The sequence below is a fragment of the Zavarzinella formosa DSM 19928 genome, from assembly GCF_000255705.1.
Lineage (GTDB): Bacteria > Planctomycetota > Planctomycetia > Gemmatales > Gemmataceae > Zavarzinella > Zavarzinella formosa.
The window spans coordinates 49,573-67,738 of the sequence record NZ_JH636444.1 but is presented as its reverse complement, the minus strand read 5'-3'; the positions used below and the strand labels follow the sequence as shown (position 1 = coordinate 67,738).

Here is an 18,166-nt window from a genome sequence, read left to right as displayed (position 1 = left end):
CACATGAGGAGGATTTTCCGCAAGCAACCGGAGAAGTCAACAGGACGCCGGAACGATCAATCATCTCTTCACGGGAAAAATCAACTCATTGGACGAGTTTTCACGACGGCTCCCGTGAAGAATCCCGGCATTCGGACTAAATTATCCTCGTGCCCTCGGATGGAGATAGCCGAACATGCTGAACGTCGATTTGAAGGAAGCCGTTTTTCGCCTGCTGCCCCAAGTGGGAACGCCCGCCCAATACATCGGTGGGGAACTCAACAGCATCGTCAAGGATCATCGGCAAGTTCGCGGCAAGCTCTGTCTGGCCTTCCCGGACACCTATCAGCTCGGCATGAGCCATCACGGCATGCAGGTGCTTTACAGCATCATGAACTCGGACCCGCAATGGGCCTGTGAACGGGCGTTCACGCCTTGGGTCGATTGGGAACCCCGCCTGCGCTCCCACAAGTTGCCGCTTTATTCGCTGGAAACTTTTACGCCTCTCAGCGCGTTTGACCTTGTCGGCTTCAGTCTTCAGTACGAGGTGAGTTACACCAACGTGCTGACGATGCTCGACCTCGGCGGCATCCCGGTCTGGAATCGCGACCGGAGCGTTCTCGATCCCTTGGTGATCGCCGGCGGGCCGGGGGCGCAAAACCCGGAGTTGTTGGCTCCTTTTGTGGATGTCTTCATCATCGGAGACGGCGAAGAATCGTTGCCGTGGGTGATGAATCTGTGGGTGACGCTCAAGGAAAAAGCAATCCGCGACGGCGACCTTTCCCCCTCCCGCCGGTTGGAGATGCTGGCCGAAGTAGCCGGTTCCACAACTTGGGCTTACGCCCCGACTTTCTACGAGCCCGAATATCACCGGGACGGCACGCTGGCCGCCATGCACCGCACACGCAGCGATGTGCCGAAGGAAATCACATCCTGCACGATCACACAAGACTTGGACGCGATCCCGTTACCCGTTCGGCCGGTTGTCCCGTTCGTGCAAACGCCGCATGACCGCATCGCCATCGAGATTATGCGGGGATGCCCGCACCAATGCCGTTTTTGCCAATCGACGGTCATCAAACGCCCGTTGCGGTTGCGGAGTGTCGAGACCATCGTGCAGTCGGCCCTCGAAAGTTACCGCAACACCGGCACGAATGAAATCAGTTTGTTGAGTCTGTCCAGCAGCGATTACCCGCACTTCGAGCAACTCGTCAAACGGATGCACGAAGTGTTTCATCCGCTCGGCGTGAACGTCTCGCTCCCGAGCCTGCGGATCAACCATCAATTGCGTTCGCTGCCGGGACTCATCAAAGGCATCCGCAAAGCGGGCCTGACCCTCGCCCCGGAAGTCGCCCGCGACGACATGAGAGAGCAGATTCGCAAGAAGATCAAGAACGACGACCTGTTTGAAGGTTGCCGGGAGGCGTTTAAGAACGGCTGGCAAAAGGTGAAGCTCTATTACCTCTGCGGTCTGCCGGGCGAACGCACGGTGGACCTTGATGGCATCGTCGAAGTCAGCGAAACCATCGCCCGAATCGGCCGGGAAGTTCGCGGCAAGTCGGCCGATGTGACGGCCTCTGTCTCCAACTTCATCCCGAAACCGCACACGCCGTATCAATGGAACGGGATGCAAACCCGCGAGTACTTCGAGTACGCCGGGCAATATCTGCGAAACAAGGTGAAGACCCGTTCGGTGACGATCAAGCAACACGACGTGGACACGAGCATGCTGGAAGGGTTGCTCACGCGGGGCGACCGCCGAATTGCGATGGTGCTGCACGAAGCCTGGCGACGCGGGGCCAGACTGGACGCCTGGCGGGAATGCTTCCAGCCGAAACTCTGGTGGCAGACCGTGAAGGATTTGGGTATCGATTACAGTTTCTATGTGAACCGTCAGCGGCCGATCACGGAAGTGCTGCCGTGGGACCATGTGAACGTGAAGAAGGGCCGGGCGTATCTGGAGAAGGAACAGGAACGCAGTGTGGTCCAACTCACGGTCATGGCCGAGGCGGTCGGCCCGGAATCAAAGGGTTGCGGCGGCTGACCATTTGGCGGCCAGTTCCGGTGTATAGGGAACTGGCTCGCCGGGCTGCGGGGGATTCGGGACCAACCGCCGGACAATTTCGGCGATCAACTCTGGCAAGCCTTCTCCGGTGGTTGCCGACACGCCCATCGCCCTAGGCGGCCGACCGGGAAAGGCATCAATTTTGTTGAAGACAACCAGCGTCCGGTTGTTCAACTCATGGGGAATCGCGGCTATCTGCCAAGCCGGGTCGGGGGAATCGAGATCGACCACCCAGACAACGAGATCAGCCTTGCGAAGATATGTGCCCGCCCGGCGAATTCCTTCGTTTTCCAACTCGTCATTCGATTCACGAAGTCCGGCGGTGTCTGTCAAACTCACCGGCCAGCCATCAAAGGCGACTTCCGTGGTCACCGTATCGCGGGTGGTGCCGGGGATGGCCGATACCACACTCCGGGCATAACCGGCTAACGCATTCAGCAGACTGCTCTTGCCCGCATTGGGCCGACCGGCGATCACGACTTTCCACGGGTCGATCAGATGCTTCCCGACGATAGCATTTCGTCGAAGAATGGCCTCGGTTTCGGGCGACGGTTTCTTGGCCGCTTCCAGATAGGCCCCATGTGCTTGATCCAACAAAATGGACGCGCATCGCACGGTCTTGGCAAATGGCAACAAGCGCCAAGCGGCCGGGTCGCCGGAATCAAACTTGGCCTCGGACTCGATGGTAACCCCGTGCGATTCCAGCTTATCCAATATCCACTTCACCACCAGTGGCCCGCCGTGGGAGTGGATCTCGACTGATTCCGCATGGTGAACGACCAAGATCACTTCATCGCCGGATTCCTCAGCGAAGTTACCGAACCGGAATCCGCGAGAAGGTGTTTCCGACAATGGTCGGCGATTGGCGGGAATGAACAACTGGCGAAGAAGCGGCCAACTCCCTGCCCCCCGGATGGTAATCACCGCGATGGCCCCCGATCCGGCGGGCGTTAGCACCGTCGCGGTAATCACGAATGATACTCCGCGACGAGCCTGATCCCCTCAAGTGTCAAGGCGGGACGGACTTCACTCAAGAATTGATGGCGGCTTTGGAGTAGCCCGGAAAGGGCGGGAGTCATGTCGCCGCCGGTCAGGAAGACTCGCGGCGTTTGCAGGCATTGCGTCGCCAGTTCGCGCACGATGGCGTCAATCCCGCCGGCCACGGCGTTCATGATGCCAAGCCGCATGGCCGATTCCGTGTTCTTGCCCGGCAGGATTCCTGTCCCCTCGCGCGGATCGACCAGCGGAAGTTTGGCCGTGTACGCATGCAGCGACTTCGCCATCAAGTTGAGGCCGGGGAATATGCTTCCGCCTTGGAAAAACCCGGCCTCGTCCAGCAGATCCACGGTGACCGCCGAGCCGGAATCAACAATGATGGCCGGTTCGCCGAGTTTGATCAGTTTTTTGGCCGCGTAGGCGTTCAAGAGACGGTCGATGCCAACTTTCTCCGGGAAATCAACTTGCACACCCATCGGGATTTGCCAGGGAGATTCCACCGCAAAGGTTTGATCTCCGCGATCTTTGGCCCATTGAAGAAACTCCGCCAGCCGGGCCGGATCGGTCGAGGCGACGGCCCAATGAGTTCCGGCTGTAAGATCCCAATCGCGGGCGACATCATCAAACGTGATCGCGGAATCGCGGCCGATGCCGCGAACCGGAAGCAACAGGTCGTCGAAAACGGTCTGGCAAAATTTGACGCGGGAATTCCCGATGTCCACGACGACATTCGTCATGAGGGCCTCAGATGAGCGGAGCGGTTTCAACGGGAGCCAGGAACTCATCGGCCGCAGAGACCGGAGCCGGTTTCGGGAGTTCATCCAGTTTGCGAAGCACGGCCGTCATCAACGCGGCCAAGCCCTGTCCGGTGACTGCTGAAATGCGATGGACTTCTTGTTGAAGTTCGTCAGCCATGCGCTGCCGGACTTCTTCCGTGTCGGTCAACTCCCCCTTGCTGAGGGCGATGAACTCCGGCTTGCGGGCGAGTTCCGGGCTGTATAGTTCCAGCTCTTTGCGGATCGTCCGGTAATTCTCCAGCGGATCGTTGTCATCCGTCGGATACGGTTCGATCAGGTGAATCAAAATGCGGGTGCGTTCGACGTGCCGCAAGAACTCATGCCCGAGACCCACCCCGCTGTGGGCGCCTTCAATGAGTCCCGGCAAATCGGCGATCACGAATGAGCGGTCGTCACCCACATTGGCGATGCCCAAGTTGGGGTACTTCGTGGTGAACGGATAGTCGGCGATTTCCGGCCGAGCCCGTGAAAGCCGCGAGAGCAACGTGGACTTGCCGGCGTTCGGCAGTCCCACCAAACCCACGTCGGCGATGACCTTCAATTCGAGGGTGATCCAGCGTTCCTCGCCTTCGCCCCCTTCTTCAAACTCACGCGGCGCCCGATTGGTTGACGTGGCGAAATGCTTGTTGCCGCGGCCGCCTTTGCCGCCGCGAGCCACCGTCACCTTCTCACCGACTTCTGTCAGATCCTTGAGCACGTGTCCCCGGTCCCGGTCACGGACAACCGTTCCCGGCGGGACGAACAGAATCATGTCTTTGGCCGTGCGGCCATGACATTGCGACGAACCGCCCCGTTCTCCGGATTGGGCGCGATGGTGTTTGGCATGGGCGAGGGCCGTCAGGCTGTCCGCGTTCGGATCGGCTTGCAGGATGATGGAGCCGCCATCGCCGCCGTCGCCACCGTCGGGGCCGCCTTTGGGGACGTACTTTTCCCGACGGAAGCAACACATGCCCCGGCCGCCGTCCCCGGCCTTTACGAAAATCTCGACGCGGTCAACGAATGCCATGACGGTCTCTCACTGAATGCGGATCTTGGCGATGTTCCTGCTGCCCAACCGGATCACCAAGCCATCTTCGAGCGGCACGGTCGTTTTCCAGTCAGTCAGTTTGATGCGTTCCGGGCCAATGTTCACGGCCCCTTCAGTCACTTTTTGTCGGGCTTCGTTGTTGCTCTTGCAAAAACCCACCAGCACCAACAATTTCAAAATCCCCATCGGATCTTTGGCATCGGCAGAGGGGATATTCACTTCCGGAATGATGTCTGGGTCTTTCTTTTCAGAGACCCGCTTCACCCAGTTGGTCTGCGCGACAGGTTCAGCGTCCGGCCCATGATAAAAACCAACAATATCTCGGGATAATTGCTTCTTGGCATCAAACGGAGCTGTCTTGACTGAATCGCACAATTCTTCGATCTCGGTCAAGGGTCGATCTGTCAGAAGGGTATACCACTCTTTTAACAGATCATCCGGGATGCTCATCGTCTTGCTGAATTGATCGTCAGCCGACTCGCCCACGCCGACATAATTGCCAAGGCTCTTGCCCATGCGGCGGACACCATCAAGGCCCCGCAAGATGGGAAGCGTGACGCACACCTGCGGCACCTGTCCGTCCGCTTCTTGCAGGCGACGACCCATCATCAGGTTGAAGAGTTGTTCGCTTCCCCCAAGCTCAATGTCGGCTTTGATCTCCACACTGTCGTGCCCCTGCATCAACGGATAGAGGCACTCATGCAAATAAATAGGCACCGACTCGGGGCGGGCGTGGAACCGCTTCGAGAAATCATCCCGCTCCAACATCCGCTGAACGGTGATTTTGCCAGTCAGCGATAACACATCCAGAAACGTAAACTTGCCAAACCATTCGCCGTTGAAGCGAACTTCGGATTTGGAGAGATCGATGATGCGGCCGATCTGCTTCAAGTAATCCTTGGCATTGAGTTCCACTTGCTCGGGAGTCAACCGGGTGCGCATCTCGGACCGTCCGGTCGGGTCGCCCACCAACGCGGTGTAATTGCCAATAATCAGAACAGCTTGATGGCCGAGCTCCTGGAACAACTTCAGTTTGCGAAGCGGCACTGTGTGGCCGAGGTGGACATCAATGCCCGTGGGGTCGATGCCGTATTTTACCCGCAACGGTTTGCCGGTTTTGGCACTGTGTTCCAGTTTTTTGCGAAGACCATCGACCGGTTCGATCTGGTCCACGCCCCGCCGGATCAACTCAAGTTGTTCGTCAACGCTCTTCATGGGGGTTTGGAACCAAGTTCAGGAATGGAGTTGAAAGCGGCCCACCGCTTGAAACGCATGACGCAAATGCAGGACTTCGGGTTCACGGCTCTCCGGCGGCCAACGCACGGCCAGCACATCGAACCGGACGGGGACATTCCAGAGTTTTCGACGTTTGACGAACCGCACGGTGGCATCCGTCAATCGCCGTTGTTTTTCCAAGTTGACCGTGCGGGCCAAATCATCCAGCGACCGGCTCTCGCTCGAACGCACTTCGACAATCACCACACAACCGCCATCAATGGCCAGCAGATCGATTTCGCCGAGCGTGTCTTGAATATTTTGGCCGATGATCCAAAAACCGGATCGCCGCAAAAACTTCGCCGCCCATCGTTCGGAACGTCGGCCAAACCAACGGCGATACCACGGGAATCTCGTGAAACCATCGGGGAGCATGATGTTCCTCCCGGACAGAGAAAGGCCGTGAGGCGTCTCATGGACGGCTCACGGCCCCGTGGCTCATCGGTGATTGCCGGTGAGGTTACTTCTTGACCGGAGCCTTGGTCTGGGCCGGCCCCTTCTTGCGTTCCTTGAGACGGGTCGCCTTGCCGACGCGGTCACGCAAGTAGTACAGTTTGGCCCGGCGGACGGCCCCGGTCTTCTTGACTTCGATCTTGGCAATCCGGGGGGAGAGCAGCGGGAAGATCCGCTCCACGCCCTCGCCCTGCACGATTTTGCGGACGTTGATCATCTCGTCCGGCTTTTCGTGCTTGATGGCGATGACGGTGCCACTGAACACTTGGATACGGCCCTTTTCGCCGAGTTCCAGCCAGAAGTGAACGTCCACGGTGTCGCCCACGCGAATCTGCGGAATCGTCCGTTCGGTGGACGTCTTGGAAATCTCACCCTGCTTTTTGTTCAGATCGGCCTTTTGGGCCGACTGCTTCGCTTCCACGATGGTGAGGAGTTTGTTCTTCATGGCAATTCATCCTTCGTCGGTTGATCGGTTTGGCCGGTCCGGGCCGCGCTCCGAAGGTCGGATTGCTCTTCCCGCCAGCGGGCAATCGCCTGATGATTGCCATTTAACAAAACTTCCGGCACGGTCATCCCACGGAAATCCCTCGGCCTTGTGTATTGGGGATATTCCAAGCGACCGTCCACGCTGTGCGATTCGTCGCGGGCCGATTGCTCGTCGCCCAAGACGCCGGGGATTAGACGAATCACCGTGTCGATGACCGTCATGGCGGGCACTTCGCCGCCGTTGCACACAAAATCCCCGAGCGAAATTTCGCGGGGTTTCAGCCCCAGCCGAATCCGCTCGTCAAACCCTTCGTATCGACCGCAAAGAAGGAGGATTCTGGGGAGTAACGCCAGTTCCTCAACCACCCGCTGCGTCAATCGTTCACCGGCCGGGGTGAGCATCACCAACTGGCCGGGTTCATCCTGACTTTGCACGGCTTCGACACAATCAGTCACGGGACCGGGCATCAACACCATTCCCGGACCGCCGCCGAAAGGACGATCATCGACCGTCTTGTGTTTTCCCGTCGCCCAATCACGGATGTTCCAGAGGTGAATCCGAACCAGTCCGTTGTCGATGGCCTGTTTGAGCAGGCTTTGGGAGACATACCCGGAAAACAAATCGGGAAAGAGGGTCAGAACGTCGAAACGCACAGCCATCTTTCCCCGCCAAACTTACGCCGACTTCGGCTCATTGGCCGCTTGCAGCGATTCAAATTTGGCAATGTACTTGTTGATCAAAATCTCGACCTTGTCCGAGACCTTGGCTCCCACGCTCTTCCAATACTTGATCCGGTCCGGGATCAGGGTCACGCCCTTTTCGCCGTCACTCACGTGCGGATCATACGTGCCAAGATCCTCGATCACCCGGCCGTCGTTCGGCTGGCGGGAGTCGATCACCACAATGCGATAGAAGGCCCGGTGAGTCCGGCCCATCGGCTTCATCCGAATGCGAACAGCCACTTGATTACCCTGTTCCATCGACCAAATTTTTAACGAACTTCTAGTGTACAAGCGTGCGGACGAACGACAAGCAACCCGCGTGTTGGATTCCTCCAAAATTGCTCAACGCTTTTTCTTTTTCTTCTTTTTCCGTTCTTCGGCCCGCTCCTTGGCGCTCTTGCGGTGGCCGGTGTCCCCCTTGGTTTTCAACATGCTTTCGCCGCCGGGGGCAAACGCCCCCGCCTTGCCAAGCCCGCTCATCATTTTGATGCGCTGCCAGATGTTCATGGACATCATTTGCTTCATGATCTGGCGAACCGAATCAAACTGCTTGAGAAACTGGCTGACTTCCTGCGGTTGCACGCCACTGCCGGCCGCGATCCGTTTGCGGCGGGACATGTCGATGATGTCCGGGTCGTTCCGTTCCTTCTTGGTCATCGAGTCGATCATCCCCTGAACCCGTTTCAGGGCCACTTCGGGGTCTTCCCCCTCGGGGATCATCTCGGACATTCCGGGCATCCGGCCGATGAGGTCTTTCATCCCCATCTTCTGGATGTTGGCAAAATGCACCCGGAAATCGTCCAGCGTGAATTTCCCCTTGGCCAATGCCTCCTGCTGCTTGAGCATCTGCTCTTCGGAGACGTCCGCCTGGATCTGCTGGACCTTTTCGACAAGGCCCATGAGGTCGCCCTGCCCCATGATCCGCGAGGCCATGCTCTCCGGCCGAAAATCTTCCAACGCCTGCAATTTCTCGCCGACGCCGATGAACTTGATCTGAACCCCGGTAATGGCCTTGATCGAGAGGGCCGCCCCGCCGCGTGCGTCCCCGTCCAACTTCGTCAGAATGACACCGTTGACCGTCAGGGCGTCATTGAACGTCTTCGAGACGTTCACGGCCTCCTGCCCGATCATCGCATCGACGACGAGATAAACATGATCCGGCTGAACCTGCCGATCAATCTGATTCAATTCATTCATTAATTCCTGATCAATCTGGAGCCGACCGGCGGTGTCCAGAATGATGAGGTCGAGCGAATTCTGCTTGGCATAAGCCACGGCATTTTTACAGACTTGAACCGGGCTGGTGGCCTCCGAATAGACCGGAATTTGGAGTTGTTCCCCGAGAACCTTCAACTGGTCGACGGCGGCCGGGCGTTGCAAGTCCGCGGCGACCAACAACGGACGGCGGCCCGCATCGCGCAGTTTCAGGGCAAGCTTGCCGCAAGTGGTCGTCTTACCGGCCCCTTGCAATCCGCACATCATCAGGATGGTCGGCCGATCCTTGAACACCGGGATCTTGTGATCCACCGGCCCCATGAGCTTGACCAGCTCATCAAAGACAATTTTGACGATCTGATCGGCGGGGTTGACCCGCTCCAGCACATCGGCGCCGACGGACTGCGCCTCGACGCGGGCGATGAAATCGTTCGTGACATTGAAGTTCACGTCCGCTTCAAGAAAGGCCCGGCGAACTTCCCGCATTCCCTCGCGGATATTGTCGGCCGTGAGCCGACGGCCCCGGAACTTGCCCAGTGCTTCTTTGATGCCGCGCTGAATGCCATCAAACATGGAGTGCCCGCCGACCCGGTGTGAGGATGCCGCAAGCGTTACTTTAGGATGCCTGTCGCCATGTTGCAACGGGACACCAAGCCCCCTGTCGCTCGTGTAAGATTTACGGAACATTTCCGTATCCTCACCACTGACGACAATTCTTGTTTGCCGGACGGAGCATCCATCCATGAAGCGACTACTGATTCTCTCCCTGTGGTTCGGCCTGGCCGCCCAAGGCATGGCCGATGACTGGCCTCAATGGCTCGGACCCAAACGGGACGGTTATTGGCGGGAAAAAGGCATCGTCGACGAACTGCCGAAAGACGGCCCGAAGATCCTCTGGAGGCAGCCCGTGGGCATGGGCTATGCGGGTCCGGCCGTCGCTGGGGGCAAAGTCTACGTGCCGGATCGCTATCTGGCCGAGGGTTCGGAAAATCCAAACAATCCCTTCGCCAAAACAGCCGTAAAAGGGAAGGAACGGGTGCTTTGCCTCGACGAAAAGACGGGCAAGCAACTTTGGAAATTCGAGTACGACAGCGAATATCGGATCAGCTACGCCGCCGGCCCCCGCTGCACGCCGAGTGTGGATGGCGATCTTGTCTATCACCTTGGGGCGATGGGAGACTTGTATTGCCTCAAAGTGGCCGACGGGTCCGTGGCCTGGAAGAAGAATTACCTGAAAGATTATGACGCCGAACTTCCGGTTTGGGGCTTCTCTTCGCACCCGCTTGTTGATGGCGATCAGATTATTTGCCTTATCGGCGGCTCGAAGGGCGTGGTGTCATTCGACAAAAAAACAGGCGCGGAAAAGTGGGCCTCGTTGTCCATCCCCGGTGATGCCGGTTACTGCCCGCCGGTGATCTTCGACATCAACGGAAAACGGGAACTCATCATCTGGCACAGTCACGCGGTCGTTTCATTGAATCCCGAAACGGGAAAGAAAAACTGGCAATACACCTGGGAGATTCAAAACGCCCTCACGGCTCCGATGCCACGACTTGTCAACAAGACCGAAGTGTTTCTGACGTCCTTCTACAACGGTTCGTTGCTGTTGGATGTGAGCGGGGACTCGCCCAAGGTGATTTGGAAGAGCAAGAGCAAGGCGGGACAGGCGGCGGTGATGCCTGAAAACACGGTGGATCTGCATTCCATCATGCCAACACCGGTGATCACCGGGGATCACATTTACGGAGTGTGCAGTTACGGGGAATTACGCTGTCTGGAGTTGATGACCGGCAAACGAGTCTGGATGACTCATGAACCAATCGCCGGGAAATCGGTGCGGTGGGGGAATGCGTTTATCACGCCGCACGAAGACAAATATTTCCTGTTCAACGAGCTTGGCGAATTGATCATCGCCAAGTTTTCCCCGGAGAAGTACACGGAAATCAGCCGGGCGAAGATTCTGGAACCCACCAACAAGATGGCCCTTGGCCGCCCGGTGGTGTGGTCCCATCCGGCTTATGCGAATCAGACGATGTATGTGCGGAACGACAAAGAGATCGTGGCCGTTTCGTTGAAGAAATAGGCCAACAACCCGCCGGATCACATCGGGTCTTCTTTTTTGTTTTCTGGCGGATCTTTCTTTTCCTCAATGGCCGGATCTGGCATTCCATCAACAGCCGGAACTTTTTTATCCTCAACCGGCGGATCTTTTTTGCCATCGATCATCGGGTCCTTTTTCGGCGGCAGAGGCGGCGCGGGTGGCAGAGGGATCTCCAACGGTTTGCCATCTGGTTGCAGCCGACGATACTTCGAGAATTGATAGGTGAAGACATCAAACGGCTCGGCGGACTTTGCATAAGACAAATCTTCATCCTCGAAAATCTTCAGGCTCGCGTGCCGCATGAGTTTGAGCCACATCTGATCCGGCGGGATGACTTTCTTGGAAATGAACCCATAACCCCTGCCGGCGGTCGGTTCCGTGGGAGGGGGCTGATAACCTAGGAACTTCTCTTCCCACGGAAGTGTTTGAAGGGCGCACACAAGGAATCCGGCCACCAAGTAGCCGGTCACGGCTCCGATGATTCCACCACCGATTTGGGACATCTGCGGGGGGATATCCAATTCCCGGCCGGCGATGGCGTTTGAGGTCACGCGACACAGAAGAAGCACGATGGCGAAGATCACGTACAAAGCGACTGCGTCTTCGTAATTGGCCAGAAAACTGCCTTGGAAAGAGTCTTCCAAGGCATTGGCGAGCGGGGGCCAGAAATGAAAAGAGATCAGTCCCGCGAAGACCACGCCAAACAAATAGCACAGGGCACTGAACAGTCCCTCCCGCATCATCGAGAAGACCACAAAACCCATGACAAACAGGGTCATTACCGCCAGCATCGCCGTCTCCCGTTGGTCACTTGGCGACCCGTTGTAATTCCTCGATGGAAGTCAGCCCGTCCACCAATTTGCGGACGCCGTCTTCCAAGATCGTCACATAATTGTTCTTCAAGGCGGCCGCCTTGATCGATCCCAAGTCCAGATTGTTCCGAATCAAATTCCGTATCTCGTCGTTCAACACCAGCAACTCGAAGATCCCCATCCGCCCGTGATAACCAGTGCCCCCGCAATGCGGGCAATTGTTGGCCGGGGGTTGGTCTTCACCGGTCTTGGAGCCTTCGGATCTGGCCCGGTATAACTTCGTGACCTTGTCCGGGGAAAGCCGCAATTTTTTCAGCGTCTCGGCCGAGGGCTTGTAGGCCACGCGGCACTTGGGGCAAAGAACCCGGACAAGTCGCTGGCCCACCACGGCCGAGACGGCACTGGCCACCATGAACGGCTTCACCCCAAGGTCGATCAACCGGCCGAGGGCGGTGATCGTGTCGTTGGCGTGCAGGGTGGTGAAAACCATGTGCCCGGTCTGGGCGGCCTGACAGGCAATCTCGGCCGTTTCAATATCGCGGACTTCCCCGATCAGAATCACGTCCGGGTCTTGCCGCAAGATGCTCCGAAGTTCGGCGGCGAAGGTCTTCCCGGCCTTGGGATTCACTTCAATCTGGGTGACGTTGTCGATCAGGTATTCGACTGGGTTTTCCAGTGTAATCACATTCCGCGTGTGACGGTCGATCTGATTCATACACGCATATAGCGTGGATGTCTTTCCGGCCCCGGTCGGACCGCAAGTAATCAGCATCCCGTGAGGCTGCTGGATGATATGCCCCAGTTTGGCTCGCATGACATCGCGGAAACCGACTTCCTCCAGACTCTTCATCTGCTTTGAGGAGTCGAGAATACGCATCACCAGCTTTTCGCCGTTCACGCTCCCGGATGTGGCCACCCGGAAATCGACCAGGCGGGTTCCCTCGATCTCAGCTGAGAAACTGCCGTCCTGCGGCTTGCGGCGCTCGGCAATGTCCATCCCCGCAAGGTTCTTGTACACGTTCAGGATCAACAGCCCCGGCTTGACCTGATATGTCTGGGCCGACTGCAAAATCCCGTCAATCCGGTAACGAACGATCATTGAATCGCGGGTCGGCTCCATGTGGATGTCCGTCGCCCGTGTGTTGATGGCATTCCAAACAAGTTCCTGCGACGCCCGGTATCCCTCGGAATGGACCACTTTGGCGAGTTTGTTGTCCCCCTTGTCATCCTGGCCGCCGGACATTTTGCCGATGAACCGAATGGGGATTTCCTTTCGCGGATCTTTGATCCCGGCAATCTCGAACCCGGCGTTCCGGCGAATCCAACGGCGAATGTGAGCCTTGGTAAACACCCGCAACGGCGGGGGAACTTTTTGGTTCCGCTGCGAAACGTAAATGAAAAACGGGGAAGCGTAAAGCAGCATGGCCAAGACATAAGCGACGCCAAAAATCGGGATGATCCAAATGATCGCCAAACCGCCCACGGCGCAACTCATCAGGAGAAAATCCCAATTGGTGCGGGGCAAGCCAAAGGTTTTGGCGTCGCGGTCCACCCAAGTGATGGTGCGAATCCACAGCAGATACAAAATCAGGTAGACAAACAGTTTGCCGTGATGCAAGAACAGACCATCGCCACGGGGAAACGTGGACAGGATCGTCATCGGATCGATTAACGGAACATGGGACGAGACCGCTAGCATCGGGAAGGGTCACCCTCGTCTCGCCGGAGAGAAATAACCATCAATCGGCGGGTGCGATGAAACCACCGATTGATTAATCGAACATTCGATTTACGACAAAATACCTGGCGCGGCGACCTTGATGCCCTTCAGGGCCATCTTCAATTTTTCCGGGTCCGGGGCAAACTCCAAGGCAACACTCTTCTCGACATGCCCGCCATCTACCAGTTGCCGAAGACTCTCGGTGAAGTCCATCATGCCTTCGTTGTAACCAATACGGATGGCGTCCGCAATTGAATGGTCACGTCCTTCGGAAATCAGTTTGCGGATCGTCGGATTGACGATCATGATCTCATTCGTCGGCACCCGGCTTTTCTTGATGCCCTTCACCAATTTTTGGGCCACCACGGACTTCAAGTTGTTCGCCAGCGCTTGCCGAATGGCATGGTGCTTTTCCGGCGGGAAGAGGTCAAGGATTCGGTTAATCGTCGTGTGGGCACTGGAGGCGTGAATCGTGCCGAACACCAAGTGCCCGGTTTCGGCCGAGTGAACGGCGGCCTCGAATGTTTCCACGTCCCGCAACTCGCCGACGAGAATCACGTCCGGGTCTTGCCGCACGGCGTCTTTCAACGCCTTGTGCCAGTTGATGCAATCCAAGCCGATTTCCCGCTGGTTGATGTATGCCTTCTTGTCAGTGAAAGTGAATTCAATCGGGTCTTCAACAGTGAGAATGTGCAGAGGCTCATTCTCGGCCACATAATCCAGCATCGAGGCAATCGTCGTCGATTTGCCGGAACCGGTCACTCCGGCGAGAATGACCATTCCTTCCGAGAAGTGACACAGCTTTTCAATGGTGTCCGGCAAACCGAGGGAGGCAAAGTTCGGAATCGACGAGTTCACCCGCCGGGAGACTAGCGAGAGCCGGCCGCGTTGTTTGAACAGCGACACACGGAATCGGCATTCGTCCTTGCCGACCACCCACGAAAAGTCCACGCCCCCTTCATCCTCCAGAATCCGCCGAAGGTGCGGTTTGAGAATGGGATGGAACCAGCGTTCCATGTCCTCTTGCGTCACCGGCGGGCGGTCAGTTTTGCGGATATCTCCCTTGAGACGCATCATCGGTGGATTGCCGACTTTCAAGTGCAAGTCGGACGCCTCAAACTTCATGGCCATGCGAAAGAGCTTGTTGACTTCCGGCTCTTTGTCCGGATCGATCACCGGATCCGGGTATTCGACAAACGGCGCATGAGAGGCGGGTTTCGAGGGTGGTGAGGACATCGTTCAGGCTCCGAAGACAGGGGTAAAAGCCCGGATGCAATGGGTTTGACCATTATTATACCAGACGGATCGGCAGACCGTGATCCGCCAAGAACCGTTTCGTTTCCGGTATTGTGTATTCATTGTAATGGAAGATACTCGCCGCCAGCGCGGCATCGGCCCCGATGGCCAGTGCCTGCCGAAGATGCTCTGGCGACCCGGCCCCGCCGCTCGCCACCACTGGAATACCAACGGCCTTCGCCACCGCCTCCGTAATGGGCAGGTCGTAACCGTTTTTCGTGCCGTCCGCATCCATTGATGTCAGCACGATTTCCCCGGCCCCCAACCGCTCCACTTCAATAGCCCAGGCGACCGCCTCCAATCCGGTTGGCTTGCGACCGCCGTTGATGTGGACTTCCCAAAATTCCTTGCCGTTCTTCATTACCCGTCGGGGATCGATGTTCACCACCGTAGCGCACCGGCCAAACTTGCGGGAGACTTCGGAGATCAATTCCGGCGTGTTGACGGCCGCCGAATTGATGCTCACCTTCTCGGCCCCAGCCTGGATGATCTGAGTGGCGTCGTCCAGTGTGCGGATACCCCCGCCAACCGTGAACGGCATGAAGATTTCCTCGGCCACCCGCCGGATCATGTCGAGCAGAATCGCCCGTCCCTCATGGCTGGCCTTGATGTCGAGAAACACCAATTCATCAGCCCCCTCGCGTTCATAACGCCGGGCCACTTCAACGGGGTCGCCCGCATCACGAAGACCAACAAACTTCGTGCCTTTGACGACCCGGCCCCGGTCTACGTCCAGGCACGGAATGATTCGCTTGGTCAGCATTTAGGCAGGTTCACCGAAAGAAGATGTCCCGGTTATCCTAACGACATCCTCGATTTCAATCAATCATCCTCACGGGAAACTCATCTGGCCCGCGATTCGTAGGATATTTCGATCCGCCGACGTTTCCCTACCCCGCAGGCATACCCATGTTCGACCCGGATGAACTTCCCGCCCCGCCGACACTGACCCCCGAACAATATGACCGTCTGCGGGATCTGGCGAAAACCAAAGGAGCCAAGGCCGCTGTCGAGCAACTCGGCAACGATTTGGAAGAACTCGGCGATGTCGATGCGTTGTTTTACTCCATGCTGATGAAAAAACGGGTAGAACTCGGCGTCTCCCCTTTTCCGAGTGGCCCTTCCAGCGATCTGCCCAAGGAAGCCCACGAAGAATACGAAAACACCATCCGCGAGGCCGGAAGGGCGGTTGGCACAAAGCTCTTGCAAAAGCATGATGTTCGCCGGGCCTTCTTTTACTTCAACATGCTCGGAGAAACCGGGCCGGTGAAGGAATATCTGGACAGTTACGTCCCGGCTGATGCGGACGACATTCAGGGGGTGATCGAAGTGGCGCTTTATCAGGGCGTCCACCCCAAGAAGGGATTTGAACTCGTCGTCGAGCGTTACGGCGTATGCAATGCGATCACGACTTACGGTGGCCAGGATTTCTCCCGAAACCCGGAAGGCAAACAATTCGCCATCCAGTCGTTGGTGCGCACGCTGCACGCTCAATTATTGGAACGCCTCAAGGCCGACCTCGAAGCGCGCGGCACCCCGTTGACCGGATCGGAAACGATTGCCTACATCGTGAAAGAACACCCGGAATTGATGGCCGACGGCGGGTATCACATCGACACTTCGCACCTATCGTCCATCGCCCAATACTCTTTGGAACTGGATGCGTGTCCGGAGCGGAAACAGGCCATCGAATTGTGCCAATACGGTGAGCATTTAGGCGAAGGATTGCGGTATCCGTCCGACCCGCCGTTCGAGAACTCCTACGCCGATTACCGAATACTGCTTCAAGTGTTGGAGGGAATTGACGCCATCGCCGGCCTGAAACACTTCGAGGACAAGATCGCCCCCGGCCTTGCGGAAGGAAACACCTTCCCGACGGAGGTTTATGTAAACCTGCTCATCCGGCTTGGCCGGAAGGAAGAGGCACTTGAACTGGCCAAGAAGCACCTTGGCGCCGAACGCCGTCAATTGAGTTGTCCCGGTGTGTACGAACTCTGTTTCCAAGCGAAGGACTACGCCGGACTTGCAGAAGCCGCCCGGAACCGGGGCGACAGCGTGGCTTTTCTGGCCAGTGTGATCGCCGCAGAAACTCGCTGAACGATAAACCCAACTATCAACATTCTTCATTTTGCTTCATTGGAAGCAGGACAAACGGGAATTGGGCATTCGGCGTCCCCCCGTACAATGAGGGGACGAGTGAATTTTTCCGGCAGCATGATGATGCCCAATTCGGTGGAAACGATCAACGCTCACGCCCGCGAGGCCCGTGATCGGCTTGCGCCATTCTTTCAAGCCGTTAGCGGGGTGTTGGTCGGTCAGCGGCGACTTGTCGAGCAATTGCTCACGGGATTACTCACCAACGGGCATGTTTTGTTGGAAGGTGTCCCAGGTCTGGCCAAGACATTGGCCGTTCAAAGCGTCGCCCAAGCCCTGCATCTCGAATTCAAACGAATCCAGTTTACGCCGGATCTTCTCCCGGCGGACGTGATTGGCACGCAGATTTACGATCCCAACAAAGGGGAATTCAAGGTTCGCCACGGCCCGGTGTTTGCGAACATTGTGCTGGCTGATGAAATCAACCGCGCTCCGGCCAAGGTTCAAAGCGCCCTGCTGCAAGCGATGCAGGAACGGGCTGTGACCATCGGCGAACAGACTTATCCGCTTCCCGAGCCGTTCTTTGTGCTTGCGACTCAAAATCCTGTTGAACAGGAAGGAACTTACAACCTTCCCGAGGCACAGGTTGATCGTTTCATGATCAAAGCGGTGATTGGCTACCCGAGTCGGGACGAGGAACTCTCGATTCTCAACCGCATGGGAGGAATTTCCCCCAAACTGGATATTCCCCCGGTTATCACGGCGGCAGAACTTGCGTCGTTGCGTGATGCCGTTGACCGTGTTCATGTGGACGTCAAAATTCACGGCTATGTGGTGGACTTGGTGCGGGCGACCCGCCATCCGGGGGAATACGGCTTGAATCTGGACGGGATGATCCAGTATGGAGCCAGCCCGCGGGCGACGATCGCCTTGTTCCGCGCCGCCAAAGCCCAAGCCCTCCTAAACGGCCGGGGTTATGTGATCCCGCAAGATGTGAAGACGTGCGCGGCCGATGTGATGAGCCATCGGGTGATCGTCAGTTACGAGGCCGAGGCCCGCGACCTGACCTCGACGATGATCGTCCGGCAGATTTTGGACCGCCTTCCCGTACCATAAATGTTTCTCTC

General features: G+C 57.3%; 17 protein-coding genes. 4 read left to right on the top strand and 13 right to left on the bottom strand.

The features are described 5' to 3' along the window. The first annotated feature begins 175 nt into the window (after window positions 1-175). Entirely contained in the window at window positions 176-2,023 is a 1,848-nt protein-coding gene (locus BGIM_RS0129150; RefSeq protein WP_020473221.1) for a TIGR03960 family B12-binding radical SAM protein, read from the top strand. Here BGIM_RS0129150 and BGIM_RS58495 read toward each other — a convergent pair. From BGIM_RS58495 to ffh, 9 genes are all read right to left on the bottom strand, one after another. Further along, complete coding sequence (locus BGIM_RS58495) at window positions 2,003-3,016, bottom strand: GTPase (protein WP_020473220.1); 1,014 nt, start codon at window positions 3,014-3,016, stop codon at window positions 2,003-2,005. The two genes, BGIM_RS0129150 and BGIM_RS58495, sit on opposite strands and share 21 nt — an antisense overlap. Then, on the bottom strand, window positions 3,013-3,777 hold the full coding sequence (locus tag BGIM_RS58490) for a type III pantothenate kinase (protein ID WP_052640045.1): 765 nt from the start codon (window positions 3,775-3,777) through the stop codon (window positions 3,013-3,015). Before BGIM_RS58490 ends, BGIM_RS58495 begins: the two co-directional genes overlap by 4 nt. Before the next feature lie 7 nt (window positions 3,778-3,784). Continuing rightward, complete coding sequence (gene obgE, locus BGIM_RS0129135; protein WP_020473218.1) at window positions 3,785-4,843, bottom strand: GTPase ObgE; 1,059 nt, start codon at window positions 4,841-4,843, stop codon at window positions 3,785-3,787. 9 nt (window positions 4,844-4,852) lie between these two features. Further along, window positions 4,853-6,079: a tyrosine--tRNA ligase gene (gene tyrS, locus BGIM_RS0129130; protein WP_020473217.1), complete on the bottom strand. Its 1,227-nt coding sequence runs from the start codon at window positions 6,077-6,079 to the stop codon at window positions 4,853-4,855. 18 nt (window positions 6,080-6,097) lie between these two features. Next, complete coding sequence (locus BGIM_RS0129125; protein WP_020473216.1) at window positions 6,098-6,514, bottom strand: YraN family protein; 417 nt, start codon at window positions 6,512-6,514, stop codon at window positions 6,098-6,100. Between the two features lie 85 nt (window positions 6,515-6,599). After that, window positions 6,600-7,037, bottom strand: a complete 438-nt coding sequence (gene rplS, locus BGIM_RS0129120; protein ID WP_020473215.1) for a 50S ribosomal protein L19 — start codon at window positions 7,035-7,037, stop codon at window positions 6,600-6,602. Next, window positions 7,034-7,732, bottom strand: a complete 699-nt coding sequence (trmD, locus tag BGIM_RS0129115; RefSeq protein ID WP_193789020.1) for a tRNA (guanosine(37)-N1)-methyltransferase TrmD — start codon at window positions 7,730-7,732, stop codon at window positions 7,034-7,036. The genes rplS and trmD overlap by 4 nt, the downstream gene beginning before the upstream one ends. A 21-nt stretch (window positions 7,733-7,753) precedes the next feature. Next, window positions 7,754-8,059: a 30S ribosomal protein S16 gene (gene rpsP / locus BGIM_RS53000; protein ID WP_020473213.1), complete on the bottom strand. Its 306-nt coding sequence runs from the start codon at window positions 8,057-8,059 to the stop codon at window positions 7,754-7,756. Between the two features lie 84 nt (window positions 8,060-8,143). Continuing rightward, window positions 8,144-9,589 carry a signal recognition particle protein gene (ffh, locus tag BGIM_RS0129105; RefSeq protein WP_020473212.1) on the bottom strand — a complete coding sequence of 482 codons (1,446 nt, stop codon included), beginning with the start codon at window positions 9,587-9,589 and terminating at the stop codon, window positions 8,144-8,146. Window positions 9,590-9,758: 169 nt separating this feature from the next. On the opposite strand from ffh, the gene BGIM_RS0129100 reads away from it, so the two are divergent. Next, on the top strand, window positions 9,759-11,099 hold the full coding sequence (locus BGIM_RS0129100) for a PQQ-binding-like beta-propeller repeat protein (protein WP_020473211.1): 1,341 nt from the start codon (window positions 9,759-9,761) through the stop codon (window positions 11,097-11,099). Window positions 11,100-11,116: 17 nt separating this feature from the next. On the opposite strand, the gene BGIM_RS0129095 is transcribed toward BGIM_RS0129100, so the two are convergent. The 4 genes from BGIM_RS0129095 to hisF form a co-directional block, all read right to left on the bottom strand. Then, window positions 11,117-11,908, bottom strand: coding sequence for a CvpA family protein (locus BGIM_RS0129095; protein WP_020473210.1), 792 nt, complete (start codon window positions 11,906-11,908; stop codon window positions 11,117-11,119). A gap of 16 nt (window positions 11,909-11,924) precedes the next feature. Then, window positions 11,925-13,628, bottom strand: coding sequence for a GspE/PulE family protein (locus tag BGIM_RS52995; protein WP_020473209.1), 1,704 nt, complete (start codon window positions 13,626-13,628; stop codon window positions 11,925-11,927). A gap of 90 nt (window positions 13,629-13,718) precedes the next feature. Then, the gene (locus BGIM_RS0129085; protein WP_020473208.1) at window positions 13,719-14,885 is read right to left on the bottom strand and encodes a type IV pilus twitching motility protein PilT; all 1,167 of its coding nucleotides are present in this window, start codon (window positions 14,883-14,885) and stop codon (window positions 13,719-13,721) included. A 55-nt stretch (window positions 14,886-14,940) separates the two neighbouring features. Continuing rightward, on the bottom strand, window positions 14,941-15,708 hold the full coding sequence (gene hisF / locus BGIM_RS0129080; protein ID WP_020473207.1) for an imidazole glycerol phosphate synthase subunit HisF: 768 nt from the start codon (window positions 15,706-15,708) through the stop codon (window positions 14,941-14,943). A gap of 146 nt (window positions 15,709-15,854) precedes the next feature. Here hisF and BGIM_RS0129075 point away from each other — a divergent pair, with 146 nt between their 5' ends. Both BGIM_RS0129075 and BGIM_RS0129070 read left to right on the top strand, forming a co-directional pair. Further along, window positions 15,855-17,042 (top strand): hypothetical protein, encoded by a 1,188-nt coding sequence (locus tag BGIM_RS0129075; RefSeq protein ID WP_020473206.1) that lies wholly within the window; start codon window positions 15,855-15,857, stop codon window positions 17,040-17,042. Window positions 17,043-17,165: 123 nt separating this feature from the next. Continuing rightward, the gene (locus BGIM_RS0129070) at window positions 17,166-18,155 is read left to right on the top strand and encodes an AAA family ATPase (protein ID WP_084760206.1); all 990 of its coding nucleotides are present in this window, start codon (window positions 17,166-17,168) and stop codon (window positions 18,153-18,155) included. The last annotated feature ends 11 nt before the right edge of the window (window positions 18,156-18,166 follow it).